This window comes from Streptosporangium sp. NPDC051022 (assembly GCF_040683035.1).
Classification (GTDB): domain Bacteria; phylum Actinomycetota; class Actinomycetes; order Streptosporangiales; family Streptosporangiaceae; genus Streptosporangium.
In genome coordinates this window covers 88,922-104,742 of the sequence record NZ_JBFBCF010000023.1, presented here as the reverse complement: position 1 = coordinate 104,742, position 15,821 = coordinate 88,922, and the positions used below count along the sequence as shown (strand labels likewise).

Annotated in this window: 16 protein-coding genes and 1 pseudogene; 12 read left to right on the top strand and 5 right to left on the bottom strand. The window is 71.7% G+C overall.

What is annotated here, in order from left to right; genetic code table 11:
* Window positions 1-291 precede the first annotated feature (291 nt).
* From AB0N02_RS31385 to AB0N02_RS31330, 12 genes and pseudogenes are all read left to right on the top strand, one after another.
* On the top strand, window positions 292-675 hold the full coding sequence (locus AB0N02_RS31385; protein WP_363953776.1) for a CrcB family protein: 384 nt from the start codon (window positions 292-294) through the stop codon (window positions 673-675).
* Window positions 672-1,031, top strand: a complete 360-nt coding sequence (locus tag AB0N02_RS31380; protein ID WP_363953774.1) for a CrcB family protein — start codon at window positions 672-674, stop codon at window positions 1,029-1,031. Before AB0N02_RS31385 ends, AB0N02_RS31380 begins: the two co-directional genes overlap by 4 nt.
* Window positions 1,032-1,350: 319 nt before the next feature.
* A complete protein-coding gene (locus AB0N02_RS31375) occupies window positions 1,351-2,322 on the top strand; it encodes an urea transporter (protein ID WP_363953772.1) in 972 nt (323 codons plus the stop codon).
* 68 nt (window positions 2,323-2,390) lie between these two features.
* Entirely contained in the window at window positions 2,391-2,696 is a 306-nt protein-coding gene (locus AB0N02_RS31370) for an urease subunit gamma (RefSeq protein ID WP_363953770.1), read from the top strand.
* 2 nt (window positions 2,697-2,698) lie between these two features.
* Window positions 2,699-3,502 carry a hypothetical protein gene (locus tag AB0N02_RS31365; protein ID WP_363953768.1) on the top strand — a complete coding sequence of 268 codons (804 nt, stop codon included), beginning with the start codon at window positions 2,699-2,701 and terminating at the stop codon, window positions 3,500-3,502.
* A 79-nt stretch (window positions 3,503-3,581) separates the two neighbouring features.
* Window positions 3,582-3,917 (top strand): annotated as a pseudogene (locus AB0N02_RS31360) (urease subunit beta); the annotation flags it as partial.
* Between the two features lie 273 nt (window positions 3,918-4,190).
* Entirely contained in the window at window positions 4,191-5,915 is a 1,725-nt protein-coding gene (gene ureC / locus AB0N02_RS31355) for an urease subunit alpha (protein WP_363953766.1), read from the top strand.
* 18 nt (window positions 5,916-5,933) lie between these two features.
* Entirely contained in the window at window positions 5,934-6,623 is a 690-nt protein-coding gene (locus AB0N02_RS31350; protein ID WP_363953764.1) for an urease accessory UreF family protein, read from the top strand.
* A gap of 27 nt (window positions 6,624-6,650) precedes the next feature.
* Window positions 6,651-7,280, top strand: a complete 630-nt coding sequence (gene ureG / locus AB0N02_RS31345) for an urease accessory protein UreG (protein WP_363953762.1) — start codon at window positions 6,651-6,653, stop codon at window positions 7,278-7,280.
* 77 nt (window positions 7,281-7,357) lie between these two features.
* Window positions 7,358-8,341, top strand: a complete 984-nt coding sequence (locus AB0N02_RS31340) for an urease accessory protein UreD (RefSeq protein ID WP_363953760.1) — start codon at window positions 7,358-7,360, stop codon at window positions 8,339-8,341.
* 118 nt (window positions 8,342-8,459) lie between these two features.
* Window positions 8,460-8,666, top strand: a complete 207-nt coding sequence (locus tag AB0N02_RS31335) for a hypothetical protein (protein ID WP_363953758.1) — start codon at window positions 8,460-8,462, stop codon at window positions 8,664-8,666.
* Between the two features lie 20 nt (window positions 8,667-8,686).
* The gene (locus AB0N02_RS31330) at window positions 8,687-9,091 is read left to right on the top strand and encodes a PIN domain-containing protein (RefSeq protein WP_363953756.1); all 405 of its coding nucleotides are present in this window, start codon (window positions 8,687-8,689) and stop codon (window positions 9,089-9,091) included.
* Window positions 9,092-9,217: 126 nt separating this feature from the next.
* On the opposite strand, the gene mmuM is transcribed toward AB0N02_RS31330, so the two are convergent.
* The 5 genes from mmuM to AB0N02_RS31305 form a co-directional block, all read right to left on the bottom strand.
* On the bottom strand, window positions 9,218-10,081 hold the full coding sequence (gene mmuM, locus AB0N02_RS31325) for a homocysteine S-methyltransferase (protein ID WP_363953754.1): 864 nt from the start codon (window positions 10,079-10,081) through the stop codon (window positions 9,218-9,220).
* A gap of 254 nt (window positions 10,082-10,335) precedes the next feature.
* Window positions 10,336-10,479: a putative ATP-grasp target RiPP gene (locus AB0N02_RS31320; RefSeq protein WP_363953752.1), complete on the bottom strand. Its 144-nt coding sequence runs from the start codon at window positions 10,477-10,479 to the stop codon at window positions 10,336-10,338.
* Window positions 10,480-10,703: 224 nt separating this feature from the next.
* Entirely contained in the window at window positions 10,704-12,335 is a 1,632-nt protein-coding gene (locus AB0N02_RS31315; protein ID WP_363953750.1) for a DUF885 domain-containing protein, read from the bottom strand.
* A 72-nt stretch (window positions 12,336-12,407) separates the two neighbouring features.
* The gene (locus tag AB0N02_RS31310) at window positions 12,408-14,894 is read right to left on the bottom strand and encodes a VIT domain-containing protein (RefSeq protein WP_363953748.1); all 2,487 of its coding nucleotides are present in this window, start codon (window positions 14,892-14,894) and stop codon (window positions 12,408-12,410) included.
* Window positions 14,891-15,712 (bottom strand): MerR family transcriptional regulator, encoded by an 822-nt coding sequence (locus AB0N02_RS31305; RefSeq protein ID WP_363953746.1) that lies wholly within the window; start codon window positions 15,710-15,712, stop codon window positions 14,891-14,893. Before AB0N02_RS31305 ends, AB0N02_RS31310 begins: the two co-directional genes overlap by 4 nt.
* Between the last annotated feature and the right edge of the window lie 109 nt (window positions 15,713-15,821).

The window sequence follows — 15,821 nt, the reverse complement described above, 5'->3', positions numbered from 1 at the left end:
AGGGACCGTTGGCGGCAGCGAAGTGCCGCGGTTCGGGTACGGCGGGTCCCACCGCCGCGGACCCCGCGTCGACCGACGAGGCGTCCTCGTCGTTCAGTGTAGCCCGGCGGCTCCCGCTCGCGCCCGTGTGGGCCGGAGTGCCATGGGGGAGCGGGCGGTGCCGTACGGAGGGCGGCGGGGAGGGACACCGTTCCGTGGAACGTGTCCCGGATCCCCAAAAGCAGGCCAAACAGCTCCACACCGGGAGTGTCGGGTCCGGCCGCCGCCCAGGTCCGCGCCTAGTCTGCCGATATGAGGATCTCTGGGCCCGCACTCGCGGCGGTGGCCTGCGGAGGGGCCCTCGGTGCGCTGGCCCGGCACCTGGTGCATCTGACCTTCCCGAACACGCCACAGGGGTTCCAGTGGACGCTTCTGTGGGTCAGCGTGTGCGGCTGTTTCCTCATCGGAGTGGTCACGGTGTGGATCGAGAGGCATCCCGGCCACCCGCTCGTCGGGCCGTTCGTCTCGACCGGTTTCCTCGGTGGTTTCACCACCTTCTCCTCCTACGCCGTGAACGTGGAGCGGAAGTTCCACTACGGCGAGACCGGTGTGGCCATCGCCCACCTGGTCCTCACCCCCGCGCTGGCGATGCTCGCGGTGTTCGCCGGAACGGCCCTCGCCAGGAGGGCGCTGTGATCGTCGGGCTTCTGGTGTTGCTCGGCGGTGCCGTCGGGGCCCCCGTCCGCGCCCTTCTCGACAAACGGCTCGCCGTGCGCCTCCCGTGGGGCATCTTCGCCGCGAACGTGTCGGCCTCGTTCCTGCTGGGCCTGGTCGGGGCGCTGGTGACCACCGGACGGCTGCCCGGCTGGACGCTCGCCCTGGTCGGCACCGGGTTCTGCGGGGCGCTCAGCACCTACAGCTCCTTCGCCAACGACACCCTGAAGCTGGCCGAGAAGGGCGAACGCCGTCTGGCGGTGCTCAACCTGCTGCTCAACGTGCTGTGCGGTCTCGCGGCGGCTGTCATCGGTGCCGCCCTGGGCAGGGCGGGCTGACGGAGGTAAGGGGCAGGCGGCCGGCTTCCCGCCCGGCACCCGGACGGAATCGCCGGTGTTCGATCCGGTGGGCGTCCTCGAAGCTCGCTCAGCGCCGCCTTTGATCTGTTCGTTAATGATCAGTGTGGCGCGAGATGAAATGCCGCTTTTATTGATTTTGATATTGACAAAGCCGGAAAGGTAAAAGTCGGTAAGAAATAGGTGTTGGTGATATTAAAAGAGTCGTCGGACGGTGGTTGGCCGACCTGTCCCGGGAATGACCGCCAACACGGGTCAACTCTTCCGCGATCGCCGTACGGGGAGAATCGGAGAGGCCGACGTGACATCGACGACCCCGGCGGAGACCCCTTCGCCCACCCGACAACTGAAGCCCCTCGACCTGCTCGTCGCCGTGGTCCGCGGCATCGGGCAGGTCGACTTCATGGCCAGTCCCTGGACCGGGCTCATCTTCCTCGTCGCCCTGTTCGTCGGCGGCTGGCGCTTCGGGGTCTACGGCCTGCTGGGCTCGGCCGTGGCCACCCTCACCGCCTACGCCCTCGGGGTGGCACGCGGCAGCCGGATCGCGCCGGGCCTCGAAGGGTTCAGCGGAACCCTCATCGGCGTCGCGTTCGCCCTCTACTTCGGGGCGAGCTGGATGACCACGCTCCTGGTCGTCCTGGGATGCATCGCCGGCGGCGTCGTCACCTCCGCGCTGGTCACCCTGCTCAAACCGTTCAACCTGCCCACCTTCACCGCGCCGTTCTGCATCATCACCACCGCGATGCTGCTGGCCGCCCCGGCCTTCGAGCGCGTCAGGCACGGCAGGATCGGTCCCATGCTCCCCTCGGCCGCGACCGGCCGTACGGCGCTCACCTGGAACGACGTCTGGCAGGGCATGTTCAACGGGATCGGCCAGATCTTCTTCCAGAACAAGTGGTACGTCGGCCTCGTCTTCCTCGTCGGCCTGGTCGTCGGCAACCGGGTCGCCGCCGTCGCCGCGGTGGTCTCCAGCCTGGTCGGGCTGCTGGTCGCCTGGGTGCTGGGCGCCCCCGCCGCGGACATCGGCGCCGGGCTGTACGGCTACAACGCCGTGCTGACGGGGATGGCGCTCGCCGGGATCTTCGTCGTGCTGACCCCGGCCGGCGGCGCCTACGCCCTGATCGGGGCGATCATGGCCACCGGTCTGACCGCGGCTCTCACGACCTTCTTCACCCCGTTCGGGGGCCACACGCTGACATGGCCGTTCGTCCTGGCCAGCTGGACGTTCCTCGCCGCGGTCCCGCAGTTCGCCCTGCTCAGACGGGCCGGGTGAGCCCGCCGGAAGGACACCCGGCGCCCTGTTCCGCCACCGGATCACACGAATCCCGAAAGGGGACTCTCATGAATCTCACACCGCGAGAGCTCGACAAACTGCTGATCTACGTCGTGGCCGACCTGGCGGCCAAACGCAGGGAACGCGGCCTGAAACTCAACTACAGCGAGACCGTCGCGCTCGTCAGCGCGGCCGTTCTCGAGGCCGCTCGCGAGGGCAAGTCGGTCGCCGACTGCATGGAACTCGGCAAGAAGGTCGTCGGACCGGCCGACGTCATGGAGGGCGTCCGGGAGATGCTGCCGCTGATGCAGGTCGAGGCGACCTTCCCCGACGGCTCCAAGCTCGTCTCCTGCCACGATCCCGTCGGCGTCTGAGCATGCCCGCGCTCCAGCGGACGGAACCACCGGCGGAACCGGCGGCGGTGGCGCGGGAGCCCGCCGCCGCGCGGCGGCCGCCGGCGGCCCGCCGGACGGTGCTGGTCGGCGGTCACGAGAGCCGGTACGGCGGCGCGATCGACGGGCCGCCCGGCGTGACGGTGACGGCCGTCGGCCGGGAGCTCTACGCCGCCACCCGGCATCCCGCGATCGTGGTCCCGATGACGCTGGGGCGGGACGCGGAGCTGGCGTCCCAGACGGCGCAGCTCCTCCGCTGGAACGGCCGCGGCCGCGAGCCCGGCGAACTGCTGCTCGCCCCGCCGCTCGGCACGGCCGCGCATCTGGTGGGCTGGCTGCGGGCGGCCGCCGGGCGCGCCGCCGTACCGGACACCCCGGGCCTCCCGGACACGGCCGCCGCCGGGTTCCGGGCGGTGCTGGTGACCGCGCCCGCGGCGTCGGCGGAGGAGGACGCCGAGCTGTTCCGGGTGGCCCACCTGGTCCGCAGGCACAGCGGGCTGCGCTGGGTCGAGGTCGCGTTCACGGGCGGGGAGCCGGACATCGCCGAAGGAGTGTCCCGGTGCCGGCTGCTCGGCGCGCGGCACGTCACCGTCGTCCCGGCGTCGTTCGACGAGCCCGCCCTTCCCGAGGGCGTTACGTGGGCGGGGCCGTTGCTCACCCCGGCCGCCCTGACGGAGCTGGTCGGGCGGCGCGTCGAGGCCGCCCGCGACCGCTGGGCCCGCGACGCCGACGACGGCCTGGCCGCCGTCTCCGCCGGACACCATCACCATCACAACCACCGTCACTGAGCGACCACCGTCACTGAGCGACCACCGTCACTGAGCGACCACCGTCACCGAGCGATCACGGGCACCGAGGAGGGAAGTCATGGCACGCAAGACACGACCGCACGAGGGGCTGCCGCGTTTCGAGCGCTACATCTACGGCGAGGGCGACATAGAGATCAACAAGGGGCGCAGGAAGGCCACCCTGACCGTCCGCAACACCGGCGACCGGGCCGTGCAGATCTGCTCCCACTACCACTTCTTCGAGGTCAACCCGGCGATCTCCTTCGACCGCGACGCGGCCTACGGCATGCACCTGGACCTTCCCGCCGGCAACGCCATCCGGATCGAGCCGGGGGACACCCACGAGGTCCACCTCGTCGAGTACGGCGGCGGCCTGCGCGTCTACGGCTTCAGCGGCCTGGTCGACGGCAGCGTCCGCGCGGGCAGGACCCACCGGGTCGCGCTGGAGCGCATGGACATCCTCGGCTTCCTCGACGTGCCGGAGGACAAGCAGAAGCGCGGGAACGGAGCGGCCAAGAAGGCACCCGCGAAGAAGCCCGCGACCGCCGCCAGGAAGACCGCGGCGACCGGCAGGAAGACCGCGACGGCGTCGAGCAGGGCGACCTCCGGAAAGACGGCGTCGAGCAGGACGGCCTCCGCCACGAAGGCCTCCGCCACGACGGCCTCCAGGAAGAAAGGCTGACGTCCCATGGTCACCATGAGCCGCAAGCAGTACACCGACATGTTCGGTCCCACCGTCGGAGACCGGATACGTCTCGCGGACACCAACCTCGTGATCGAGGTGGAGCACGACTACAACGCCGGCCTCTACGGGGACGAGACCGTCTACGGCGGCGGCAAGACCGCCCGCGACGGCATGGGCTCCGCGCCCGGCGCCACCAACCACAGCGGTGCGCTCGACATGGTGATCACCAATGTCGTCGTCGTCGACCCGGTCCTCGGCATCGTCAAGGGGGACATCGGCATCAGGGACGGCATGATCGCCGGTATCGGCAAGTCGGGCAACCCGAACACCGAGGACGGCGTCGACCCGAGGCTCGTCGTCGGCCCCGGCACCGAGGTGCTGTCCGGCGAGCACACGATCGCCACCCCGGGCGCCATCGACAGCCACGTCCACCTCATCTCCCCGCAGCAGGTCCAGGCCGCGCTGAGCAACGGGATCACCACGCTGATCGCCGGTGGCGTCGGCCCCTCCGACGGAACCCGGGGCACCACGTGCACGCCGGGACCGTGGGGGATCAGCCGGATGCTCCAGGCGTTCGAGGAGCTCCCGATCAACATCGGCCTGATGGCCAAGGGCAACGGCAGCAGGCCCGAGCCACTGAGCGAGCAACTTCTGGCCGGGGCGTGCGCGCTGAAGGTCCACGAGGACTGGGGCTCGACCCCGGCGGTGATCGACAACGCGCTGACGATCGCCGACGAATTCGACGTTCAGGTCGCCATCCACACCGACACCATGAACGAGAGCGGCTTCCTGGAGGACACGATCAGTGCCTTCAACGGGCGCGCGATCCACACCTTCCACACCGAGGGCGCGGGCGGCGGGCACGCCCCCGACCTGCTCCGCGTCGCGGGCGAGCCGAACGTGCTGCCCTCCTCGACCAACCCGACGCTGCCCTACACCGTCGACTCCGTGGACGAGCTGCTGGACATGGTGATGGTCTGCCACCACCTCAGCCACGACGTCCCCGAGGACATCGCCTTCGCCGACAGCCGGGTCCGCGCCGAGACCATCTCCGCCGAGACCGTCATGCACGACCTGGGCGTGATCAGCATGGTCTCCTCCGACTCGCAGGCCATGGGCCGGGTCGGCGAGTCCTTCACGCGCGCCTTCCAGATCGCCCACCACTGCAAGGAACTGCGGGGCGCCCTGCCCGAGGACTCCGCGCGCAACGACAACTTCCGGGTCCTTCGCTACCTGGCCAAGCTGACCATCAACCCGGCCAGGACCACGGGCATCGCCGACGTGATCGGCTCCCTGGAGACCGGCAAGCTCGCCGACATCGTGCTCTGGCAGATGTACGGCTTCGCCGCCAAGCCGTACATCGTCGTCAAGGGCGGGCAGATCAGCTGGGCGCAGATGGGCGACCCGAACGCCTCGCTGCCGACGCCGCAGCCGGTCTACTACCGGCCGATGTACGCCGCGTTCGGCAAGGCGCTGCCCGCGACGCACATCACCTTCATGTCGCAGGCCGGAATCGCGGCCGGGGTGCCGGGCAAGCTCGGCCTGGAGCGGCTGATCCACCCGGTGCGGGGCTGCCGCACGATCGGCAAGCAGGACATGCTCCGCAACGACGCGCTTCCGACGATCACCGTGGACCCGGAGACCTACAAGGTCACGGTCGACGGCGAGCTCGCCGCCATCGAACCGGCGGCCAAACTGCCGCTGACCCAGCTCTACTTCATCGCCTGAACCCCGTGTGAGTCCTGTGTGAACATCACCTCGCTCCTCGCCCAGCTCCAGCTCACCGACTCGGCCTTCCCGAGCGGTCTGTACACGCTGTCGCACGGCCTGGAGGGGTACGTCCAGTCGGGCCTGGTCGATCCGGAGGACCTGCCGGGCCTGCTGGCCGACCTGCTCCGCCACTCCGCCGGGCCCGGCGACGCGACGGCGCTGGTGCTCGCGCACCGCGCGGTGATCCAGGACGACTGGGACGGGCTGGTCGCGGCAGACCGGAGGCTGCACGCGATCAAGCTCAACCACGAGCTGCGGGCCGCCGCGACCCGGACCGGTCACCAGGTCCTGGAGACCGCGGCCCGTGTCTTCGGGGGGCCGGTCGTGGACCGGCTGGCGTCCCTGGTGCGGGAGAGGGCCACCCCGGGCAACCACGCCGTCGTGGTCGGCGCGGTCCACGCCGCCCTGGGGGTGCCCGAGGCGCAGGCGGTCGCCGGGGACCTGTTCGCCTTCTCCTGCAGCTGGACCGGCGCCGCCGTACGCCTGGGCAGGGTGGACTTCCGCCGGGCCCAGGCGATCCTGTACGGCGCGCACCCCGAGATCGCGCGTGCCGCCGCGACCGCACTCGCGGCCCGGAGCCCGCACGACATCCACGGCTCGGTGCCCCTGGCCGACACCGTCTCCGCCGCGCACGAGCGGGCACCCGCCCGCCTTTTCACGACCTGACCCCGTCAACGGATCGAAGGGATCCCCATGGAGAACGTACTGAAGGTCGGCATCGGCGGCCCGGTCGGCTCCGGCAAGACGGCCCTGATCGAGGCCGTGGTGCCGCTGCTGATCGAGCGGGGGCACTCACCGGGCGTCATCACCAACGACATCTACACCCAGGAGGACGCCCAGCACGTCCGCCGCTCGCTGGCCGGGATCCTCGACCCGCGGCGCGTCGTCGGCGTGGAGACCGGGGCCTGCCCGCACACCGCGGTCCGCGACGACCCCACGATGAACCTCGCCGCGGGCGCCGAGATGCTCGACCGGTTCCCCGACATCGACGTCCTGCTGTTCGAGAGCGGCGGGGACAACCTGACGCTCACCTTCAGCCCGGCCCTGGCCGACCTGTACATCTTCGTGCTCGACACGGCGGAGGGCGAGAAGATGCCGCGCAAGCGCGGCCCGGGGATCACCGACTCCGACCTGCTCGTGATCAACAAGATCGACATCGCCGAGTACGTCCGCACCGACCTGTCGGTGATGGAGCGCGACGCCCACACCGTCCGCGGCGACCGGCCGGTTCTGCTGACCGACTGCCTGACCGGGACCGGGGTGGCCGAGGTCGCCGATTTCATCGAGGTGCGCGGGGCGGTGACGTGTCCCTCGGCGAGGTAGGGACGCGCCGGACCCCCGCGCGCCGGGCTCCCGTACGCCGGGCCTCCGCGAACGGGGTCTCCGCGGACGGGTCCCCCGTGGACGGGTCTCCCGTGGGCCGGGTCTCCGCGGACCCCGTGGACCGGCTGGACCCCGGGTACTACACGATCGACGGCGTCCCCGGCGCCGTGACCGCCCACGCCGGGATCCCCGACATGCTCCCGGTGGGAAGCCCGGGCAAGGTGGGGATCCTGGAGCTGGAGTTCGGCAGGACCGACCGGCGGACCGAGCTGACCGGCCACTACCAGAAGACGCCGCTGCAGATCATGCGGCCGCTCTACTACGACGAGCACCGCCCGGAGATGGCCTACGTCATGGTGATGACGGCGGGCGGTGGCATCGTCCAGGGAGACCGCTACCGCATGGACTTCACCTGCGGCCCCGACACCGAGGTGAACCTGACCACCCAGGCCGCCACGAAGGTCTACAAGATGGAGCAGGACTACGCGACCCAGCTCGTCACCGTCACGGCGGGCCCCGGAAGTTACGTGGAGTATCTCCCGCACCCCACGATCCCGTTCGCGCACTCCCGGTTCTACCAGCGCGTCCGGCTCGTCGCCGACCCGTCGGCCACGGTGATCCTGGGCGAGGGCATGCTCGCGGGCCGCCTCGCCAGGGGCGAGCGCAACGACTACGACGCGTACTGCTCCGACCTGGAGGTGACCCGCCCCGACGGGGAGACGGTCTTCGCCGACACCGTACGGCTGGTGCCGTCCGAGAACGGCGTGACGGGTCCCGCGGTCCTCGGTGACTTCGGGGTGATGGCCACGCTGTTCGTGGTGACCGGCGAGGTCCCCGCCCCGGTGGTCGCCGACACCCTGCACGAGGCCCTGGCCGTACAGGTCGAGCGGGCCGGGGGTGCCCTCCGCGCGGGCAGCAGCGTGCTTCCCCGGGACTCCGGCGCCTGGGCGCGCATCCTGGGGGAGGAGTCGCCCGAGGTGGAGGCCGCGATGCGCGCCGCCTGGGACGCCGTCCGCCGTCTCCTCCTCGGCGCCCCCGTCCCCGCCCGCCGCAGACCCTGACGTCTTCGCCGTGTCCGGGGCTGATGAGGGGCCGCTGAGAGGTAGGTGAGAGGAGGAACAGGAGAGCCCGCCGGACCGAACGCGAGCTAGGGCCAGCCCCGCCTTCTACAATCGAGGTATGAGTGCCAAGGACGAGCTGCACCGCCTGGTCGAGGAGATCCAGGACAACGAGGCCGAGGAACTGCTTCGCGAGGTCCGGCAACGTTACTGTGTTCCGGCCAGGCGACGGCGTTCACCCGCCTTCGTGGGGATGGGCGACAGCGGTCGTTCCGATCTCTCCGAGCATGTGGACGATGCCCTGCGCGAAGGCGGTTTCGGCCGCTAACCTGCGGTGATGTGATCGTCATGGATACAGGGGTTCTCTACGCCCTCGCGGATCGCGGAGATGCTCACCACAACAGGTGTGCCAAATGGCTCACCTCGACGGCCGGCCCCCTGCTCGTGCCCCAGACGGTCGTCGCCGAGGCGTGCTACATGATCGGGACCTACTGTGGCGTCGACGTCGAGGCGGCCTTCCTCGATTCCGTGGGCGCGGGAAAGACCTTCCAGCCTGAGGCACTCGTCGACGGTGACTTCGAACGCATGGCCGAACTGGTTCGTCGCTACGGCGACCTGCCGCTCGGCGGAACCGACGCGTCCGTGATCGCGGTGGCGGAGCGTCGTGGAAGCACACGGATCGCCACGGTCGACCATCGGCATTTCACCGTCGTGCGCCCCCGTCACACTCCTGCCCTGGAGCTGTTGCCCTAGCGCACCCCTCGAACGGCCGTGTCATCGTGCTGGCCGTCATGCCCGCCCTGGCAGACGGTCGCGGCATCTGATCCGGCGGACCGGGCGGCCGGAGGGGAGAGGGGCGGGGCGATCGGCCGGTGGAGCTCAGCCGGTGGGGAGGTGTTCGCGGATCTGGTGGATGTGCTCGGGGGTGGTACGGCAGCAGCCGCCGACGAAGGCGGCGCCGGCCGCGTGCCATTCGGCGGCCGCCGCGCCGTACTCGACCGGGTCGGCCAGCCCGGACCAGCGGCGCTCCGCCGCGTTCCAGGTCTCGCCGGAGTTGGGGTAGACCACCACGGGCTTGTCCTCGATCCGGCCGATGAGGTCGGGGATGTGGCGCGGCGCGGTGCAGTTGACGCCGACCGCGAGCACCTGCGGGACGCCGCTGAACAGCGCGGCGGCCTCGGCGAGCGGGGTGCCGTCGCTGATCCGCTCCCCGTCGCGGCAGGAGAAGCTCACCCACGCCCGCGTTCCGGGCGTCTCGGCCAGCAGCCGCCGCAGCGCCCTCGCCTCGGCGTAGGAGGGGATGGTCTCGCAGGCCAGCAGGTCGGCCCCGCTGCCGGCCAGGATGTGCCAGCGGTCCCGGTGCCAGTCGGCCAGGCCGTCCTCGTCGAGGTCGTAGTCGCCGGTGTACTCGGCGCCGTTGGCCAGGTAGGCGCCGTACGGCCCGACGCTGGCGGCGACCGTGCCCTCGCCGTACGCGTCCCTCGCCTCCGTGGCCAGCCGGACCGACAGCAGGATCAGGTTCTCGGCCTCGCCGACGTCCAGCCCGCGCCGGGTGAACGCCGGGATGCTCGCCTGGTAGCTGGCCGTGGTCGCGACCTGGGCTCCGGCGGTGAAGTAGTCGAGATGCGCCTGGCGGATCACCGACGGACTCTCCAGCAGGAGCCTCGCCGACCAGAGTTCGTCGCGCAGGTCGGCGCCGAGCGCCTCCAGATGCGTGGCCAGCCCGCCGTCCAGAATCACCATTCCGCCACCCTACGCGGGCGTCACGGCTGTGCGGTCCGGTTCACTCGCGCCGCGTACGGCACGCCTCCGCCAGGCGGCACGGTACGGCGCGCCTCCGCCGGACGGCGTCGGTCCCGGACCGGCCGTGCCGTTCCGGTGGAAGCGGGAAAGAAGGCCTTCCCCCCGGCAGGCAGGGAGAAGGGGGGCTTCCCCCGCGAGCCGGGAAGGCGGTTCGCGGGGGGAAGCGCCGGTCGGACCCGGTCGTCCGGCCGGACTCAGTTGTTGGTGCCCTCCCACTCGGCGGGCCTGCCGCCGATCATCCAGGAGACGTGCATCCGGCCGCCGGACACCTCGCCCAGCTCGGCGTCGGACAGCTCGGCGCCCTCGAACGGGATATCGTCAATGTTGATCTTGGACATGTCGGACTCCTTCGCCGCTCTCGCGGTGATGCTTGATCTCCGGGCCGCCGCACCGCGACGGCCCGCTTACGTGGACCAAGCTAGGAACACCGACTTGGCGATCACTTGGGATCGCCTGAAAGTCGCCATGTCCGCCACTTGCGGTTCACCTGTGGAGTTCGGGCCCCGTGATCGCGGAGCCGAACTCCACGGATGAAGTTCGGGTTCCGTGGTCGCGGAGCCGGTCAGCCGATCCGGCGCAGGGCCTCGGCCAGGCCGGACAGGCCGACCGGGCCGAGCTCCAGGGCCGCGGTGTGCCAGCGGCGCAGGTCGAAGTCCGCGCCCAGCCGCCGCCTGGCCTCCTCCCGCGCGGCCAGCCAGGCGCGCTCGCCGAGCTTGTAGGTGATCGCCTGTCCGGGCCAGCCGAGGTAGCGGACCACCTCGGCGTGGACCCGGTGCGGTTCACACCTGCCCCGCTCGCGCAGCACCTCGCAGGCCTTGTCGAAGGTCCACCGCGAACCGTCGGGGAGCGGCAGGTCCAGGTGCGAGCCGATGTCGATGACCACCCTGGCCGCCCGCAGCGCCGAGCCGCCGAGCATGCCCAGGCGGGTGCCGGGCTCGGCGAACCAGCCCAGCTCGTCGGCCAGCCGCTCGGCGTACAGGGCCCAGCCCTCGCCGTGGCCGCTCACCCAGGAGTTCCTGCCGAAACGCGACAGGCTCTCCCCGGCCACCCGGGTGGCGCCGAACTGGAGGTGGTGGCCGGGCACGCCCTCGTGGAAGACCGTGGTCAGCTCGGGCCAGGTCTCGAACCGGTTCCTGCCTTCGCGGACCGGCCACCAGGTACGGCCCGGCCGGGACAGGTCCTCGCTGGGCGGGGTGCAGTAGGCCGAGCCCGAGGTCGAGCCGACGGCCAGCGTGACGTCCACCCTGCGCAGCGGCTCGGCGATGTCGAAGTGGGTGCCGTGCAACTGCTCGATCGCCCGGTCGTGGCGCTCCTGCAGCCAGTCTCGGTAGGCGTCCGGCCCCTCGACGTACTGGGTCCGGTTGAGGATCTCGGTCGCCTCCTCCACCGAGGCGCCGGGCCGTACCCGTCCCGCCTCGACGGCCAGCTCCGCCTCGATGCGGGCCAGTTCGGCCCAGCCCCACTCGTAGGCGTCCACCAGGTCGATGTCGGCGCCCAGGTTGATCCGGGCGCCCACCGCGTAGCGTTCGGCGCCCACCGCGTCGTGCTCGGCGGCCCGGGGGGCGTACTCCTCGCGGAGGTATCGGGCCGTCTCGGCGTAGGCCGCGTGCGCGGCGGCGGCGCCCTTGGCCAGGTCGCCGGCGACGGGGCCCTCGCCGTACCGGGCCACGAGGGGCTCGTGCGTGCCGTCGCTCGCCAGGAGGCCGGCCTGGACGGCCGACTCCAGCGCCTGGCGGCGGGCCGCCCGCAGCCCCCGGTCCAGGCCGGTCTCCAGGCTCCTGCGCCAGCCGTCCAGCATCTCGGGGACCGCGGCGAGCCGGGCCGCCACGTCGCGCCATTCGTCGTCGGTGCCGTGCGGGAGCAGGTCCACGCTGTCGCGTATCTCGCTGACGAGTCCGAACGGCGCCTGCACCGCGCGTAGCGGTTCGCCCGTGTCGTGCCAGGCGAGCTCGACCTCGAGGCGTTCGCGCAGGTGCGCCGAGGCTCGCACGTCCGCCTCGCCCAGGGGGTGCAGGCGGGCCAGCCTTCCCAGCGTCTCGCTGATCAGGGCGGCCCGGGCGGCGTGACCGTCCGGGCCGTAGTCGGTGGCGGGGGCGAATTCCATGGCGATGCCCGTCGTCTCGGCGGCGATCGGATTGAGCGCCGCCGACTGCGAGACATATTCATCGCAAAGGGTAAAAATCGGACTGGTCACGCGGGAACTGTAACCAACCTGATCTGCAGATCAACCCCTATTGTAAATTTTCCTTACTTTTATAGTAAGAAGTTATCTCTTCCAGAACGGGCGGCGCTTTTTGGGCCCGCTGAGGGCCTCCAGTCCCTCGACCGCCCTGCGCCACAGGGCCTCCAGGTCCCCGCCCGCCCGGAGGTCGTCGGCCAGGGCTTCGAGCTCCGCATGACCGCCCAGACGGACGGCCAGGGCGGCGAGCCTGCCGGCCAGGTCCTCCAGATGGCGCAGCCGGTCGGCGGCGGGCAGTGACGCGGCGGCGCGCAGCCGCCGCAGCTCCTCGCCGAGCTGGGCCGTGAGCGTCTGAGGCGACCCTACCGGGGGCGCGGGCACCGGAGCGGGACTCGGAGGCAACGTGGCACGCGGAGCAAAGCCGCCCCCGCCGGCCGTGCCCTCGGCCCCGCCCTTGTAGCCGTGCAGGAAGTCCGGCACGTCCATCTCCTCCTCTTGCGGGTCGAACACCACGCTCCTCCTCGCGGCCCTGGGGGCCGCGCCGGGAGCCCCTCCGGCGGCCATGGGACTCATCGGAGCGGGCATCGGAGCGGAGATCGAGGCGGGCATCGAGGCGGGCTGAGCCATCCCGGTGAGCATCATCGGGGCCGCGACGACCGGCTCCGCCCAGCCGCTGGGCGTCTCGACCGGCTGGATCACCCGGTGCCCGGGGCCGCCCTCCGCGACCACCCTGCTGTCGACCGCGACGAACGCGGTGAACCGGCACAGCACGCCGTACTTCAGCGAGACCCCGACGATCTCCTCCTCCAGCGAGCGGTCACCCGTGGCGTAGCGATCCTCCAGCGCGCGCAGCCGGGCCCGCGCCCAGATCGCCCGCACGGCCGGGTTGCCCACCCGCGTCCCGGTGACCCGCCGCTCCCAGGGGCGCCCGGCCGAGTCCAGCCCGTGTACGGCCAGCGCCCCGTCCGGCGTCCCCCGGTACCGTCCCTGGACGGTGAGCGGCACGCCGGGATAGATCGACCCGAGGTGCCCGACGCTCCCGGGGACCAGGTCGAGCCCGTCGGCCTTGACGGACAGATCCGTGACCAGGGGAGCGCCGATCCTGCGGTGGATGTGCTCCATCGCCTCGTCGAGCCTGTCCTCCGACTCGACCAGCTCGCACCGGCCCGCGCCCAGCCCGGCCAGCCTGCCGAGGAACCCGGCGTTGACCGCCCGGTCGATGCCGACGGTGTGCACCCGCGCCCCGGCCAGCCGGGCGCCGAGCCGCTCCAGGATCTGGTCCTCGTTGCCGACCTGGCCGTCGGTGACGAGCACCAGGACACGGTCCCTGCCGGAGTCACCGGCACCGGCATCGGCACTGTCACCGTCACTGTTCCCGGCGGGGGCGGCGAGCAGTGTGACGGCCCGCTCCAGCGGCTCCAGCATCTCGGTGCCGCCCCTGGCCTCCAGGCGGGCCAGGTGTTCGACCGCCCGGTAGCGGTTGCGGTCGGACGCCTCGGACAGCCCCTCGCCGAGCCCCTCGGGATGCTCGACCACGGTGTCGAAGGAGAGCACGGCGAACCGGTCGCCGCTCACGAGCGTGTCGACGATGCGGGCCGCCGCGCGCCTGGCGGCGACCATCTTCCAGCCGGACATGCTGCCCGAGCGGTCCAGCACCAGCACGACGTCCTTGGCCCTGGCCGTGGCACCCGCGGGATCGGGGACGACGGTCAGCGTGAACGTGCCCTCCCTCTCGTCCTCCGTCTCGTCCTCCGCACCGCCGGTCCCCTCGTCGGGGACCAGCGCCAGCGACGTCGAGGCGTCGAAGTACAGCCGCAGGATGAAGTCGCGGTCCAGCCGCTCGCCGGGGCTCAGGCGGACGGTGCCGCCCTCCTCCCGGACCACGTGCAGGCTGGAGCGGACCTCGCGCAGTTCCAGGCCCGCCGGGTCGACGGAGACAGCCAGCGACAGCCGTACCGGGCTGGGGAAGCCGGGCAGCAGCACCGGCGGCGTGATCCGGGAGGCGTCGGGCACCGCGTCGGTGTCCGGAGCCCAGCCGTCGCCGGCCTGCTCGCCGTCGAGCGGGGTGCCGGGGATGTAGCGGGGGGCCACGACCAGCGGGAAGCGGAAGGTCGAGGCGCCGTCCTCGTAGGGGAGCGGCTGGTCGAGCGTGAGGCGTACGGTGACCCGCTCGCCGGGCACGATGTTGCCGACCCTGATGGTGAAGACGTCGGGGCGGTCCTCCTCGGCGATCGCCGCCCGCCTGCCCTCGGAGATCGCCTGGTCGTAGTCGGCCCTGGCCTGGCCGCGCTCCTTGAGGGTCCCCTCGATGACGTGCCCGTCGGCCTCCATCCTGAAGGAGGTCACCGCGGCCCGGTCGGGCAGCGGGAAGACATAGGTCGCCTCGAGCGCCACGTCATGGGGGTTGCGGAAGCCCTGGACCACCTCGACCCCGGCGACCAGGCCGGACACGGCGGCGGTCACGTCCACGCTCTCCAGCGGCAGGTTGCCGCGCTCGGTGACGAGCGCCCCCAGCCCGGCGTCCGCGACCGGCTCGCACTCCTCGGGGCGTAGCGTCGTGATCTCGGTAATCATGGCTGGTTCCCTTCCTGGTCCTGCTGATGCTGCGGGTTTGCGGGGACGAGGTCGTGCTCACGGAGGACCGAGAGGAGCGCCTGGGAGGCGGCGCCGATCTCGGCGAGTGCTTCCGGCGACGGGGTACGGCCGCCGCCGTCGAGCAGCAGCGTCACCCCGGCAGCCAGCCGTACGCCGTGGACGGCCACGGGGGACGGGGACGGCGCGCTCCGGGTGTGCGGTGGGGCCTGCGGGGCGCCCCGGGGGGCGGCCGCGCGGGGCGCCCCCTCCGAGGCAGCGGGCTCTGAGGCGGCGGGCTCTGAGGCGGCGGGTCGCGTCGTGGTGCCTGCCGGGGCGGAGGCGGTTCCTGTCGCGGCGGCGGGGGCGGCGAGGGGGCCGGAGGCGGCGTCCGCAGCGGTGTTCGCGGTGGCGTCCGCGGTGGTGTTCGCCGCGGTGGCCGACGGCCCGGCCCAGAATCGGGGACGCCCGGTCCGGGGCGCGGTCCTGTCCGGCTCGCCGTTTCCGCCGGAGGCGGCGTCCTGGAGACCGGCGACCGCCTCCAGCGCCTGGTCGGTCGCCCCGGCCAGCTCGGCCTGGATCTCCGCGATGGTCCGGCCCTCCGCCTGACGGCGCTTGACGGCGATGAGCTGGAGCAGGTGGCGCCTGCTGTACAGCGCGACGCGGCCCCGGCGGGCCGAGGGCGGATCGAGAAGGCCGATCGTGGCATACCACCGGATGAGGCGCTCGTTGGGCGTGTCCCTGACCCGCCCGTTGAGCTGAGCGGTCGGGGACAGTGCCGCGGAGGCCCGCTCCGCCAGTTCACCGATGGTCCATTCCATGCTTCGATAGTGACACTGTCATCGTGACACTGTCAACATAAGGTGGAGATAGGTGGGTAGGGACGTTTTAGGACAAATAGGAAATTGATCCTGAAACAGGGGGAGGACA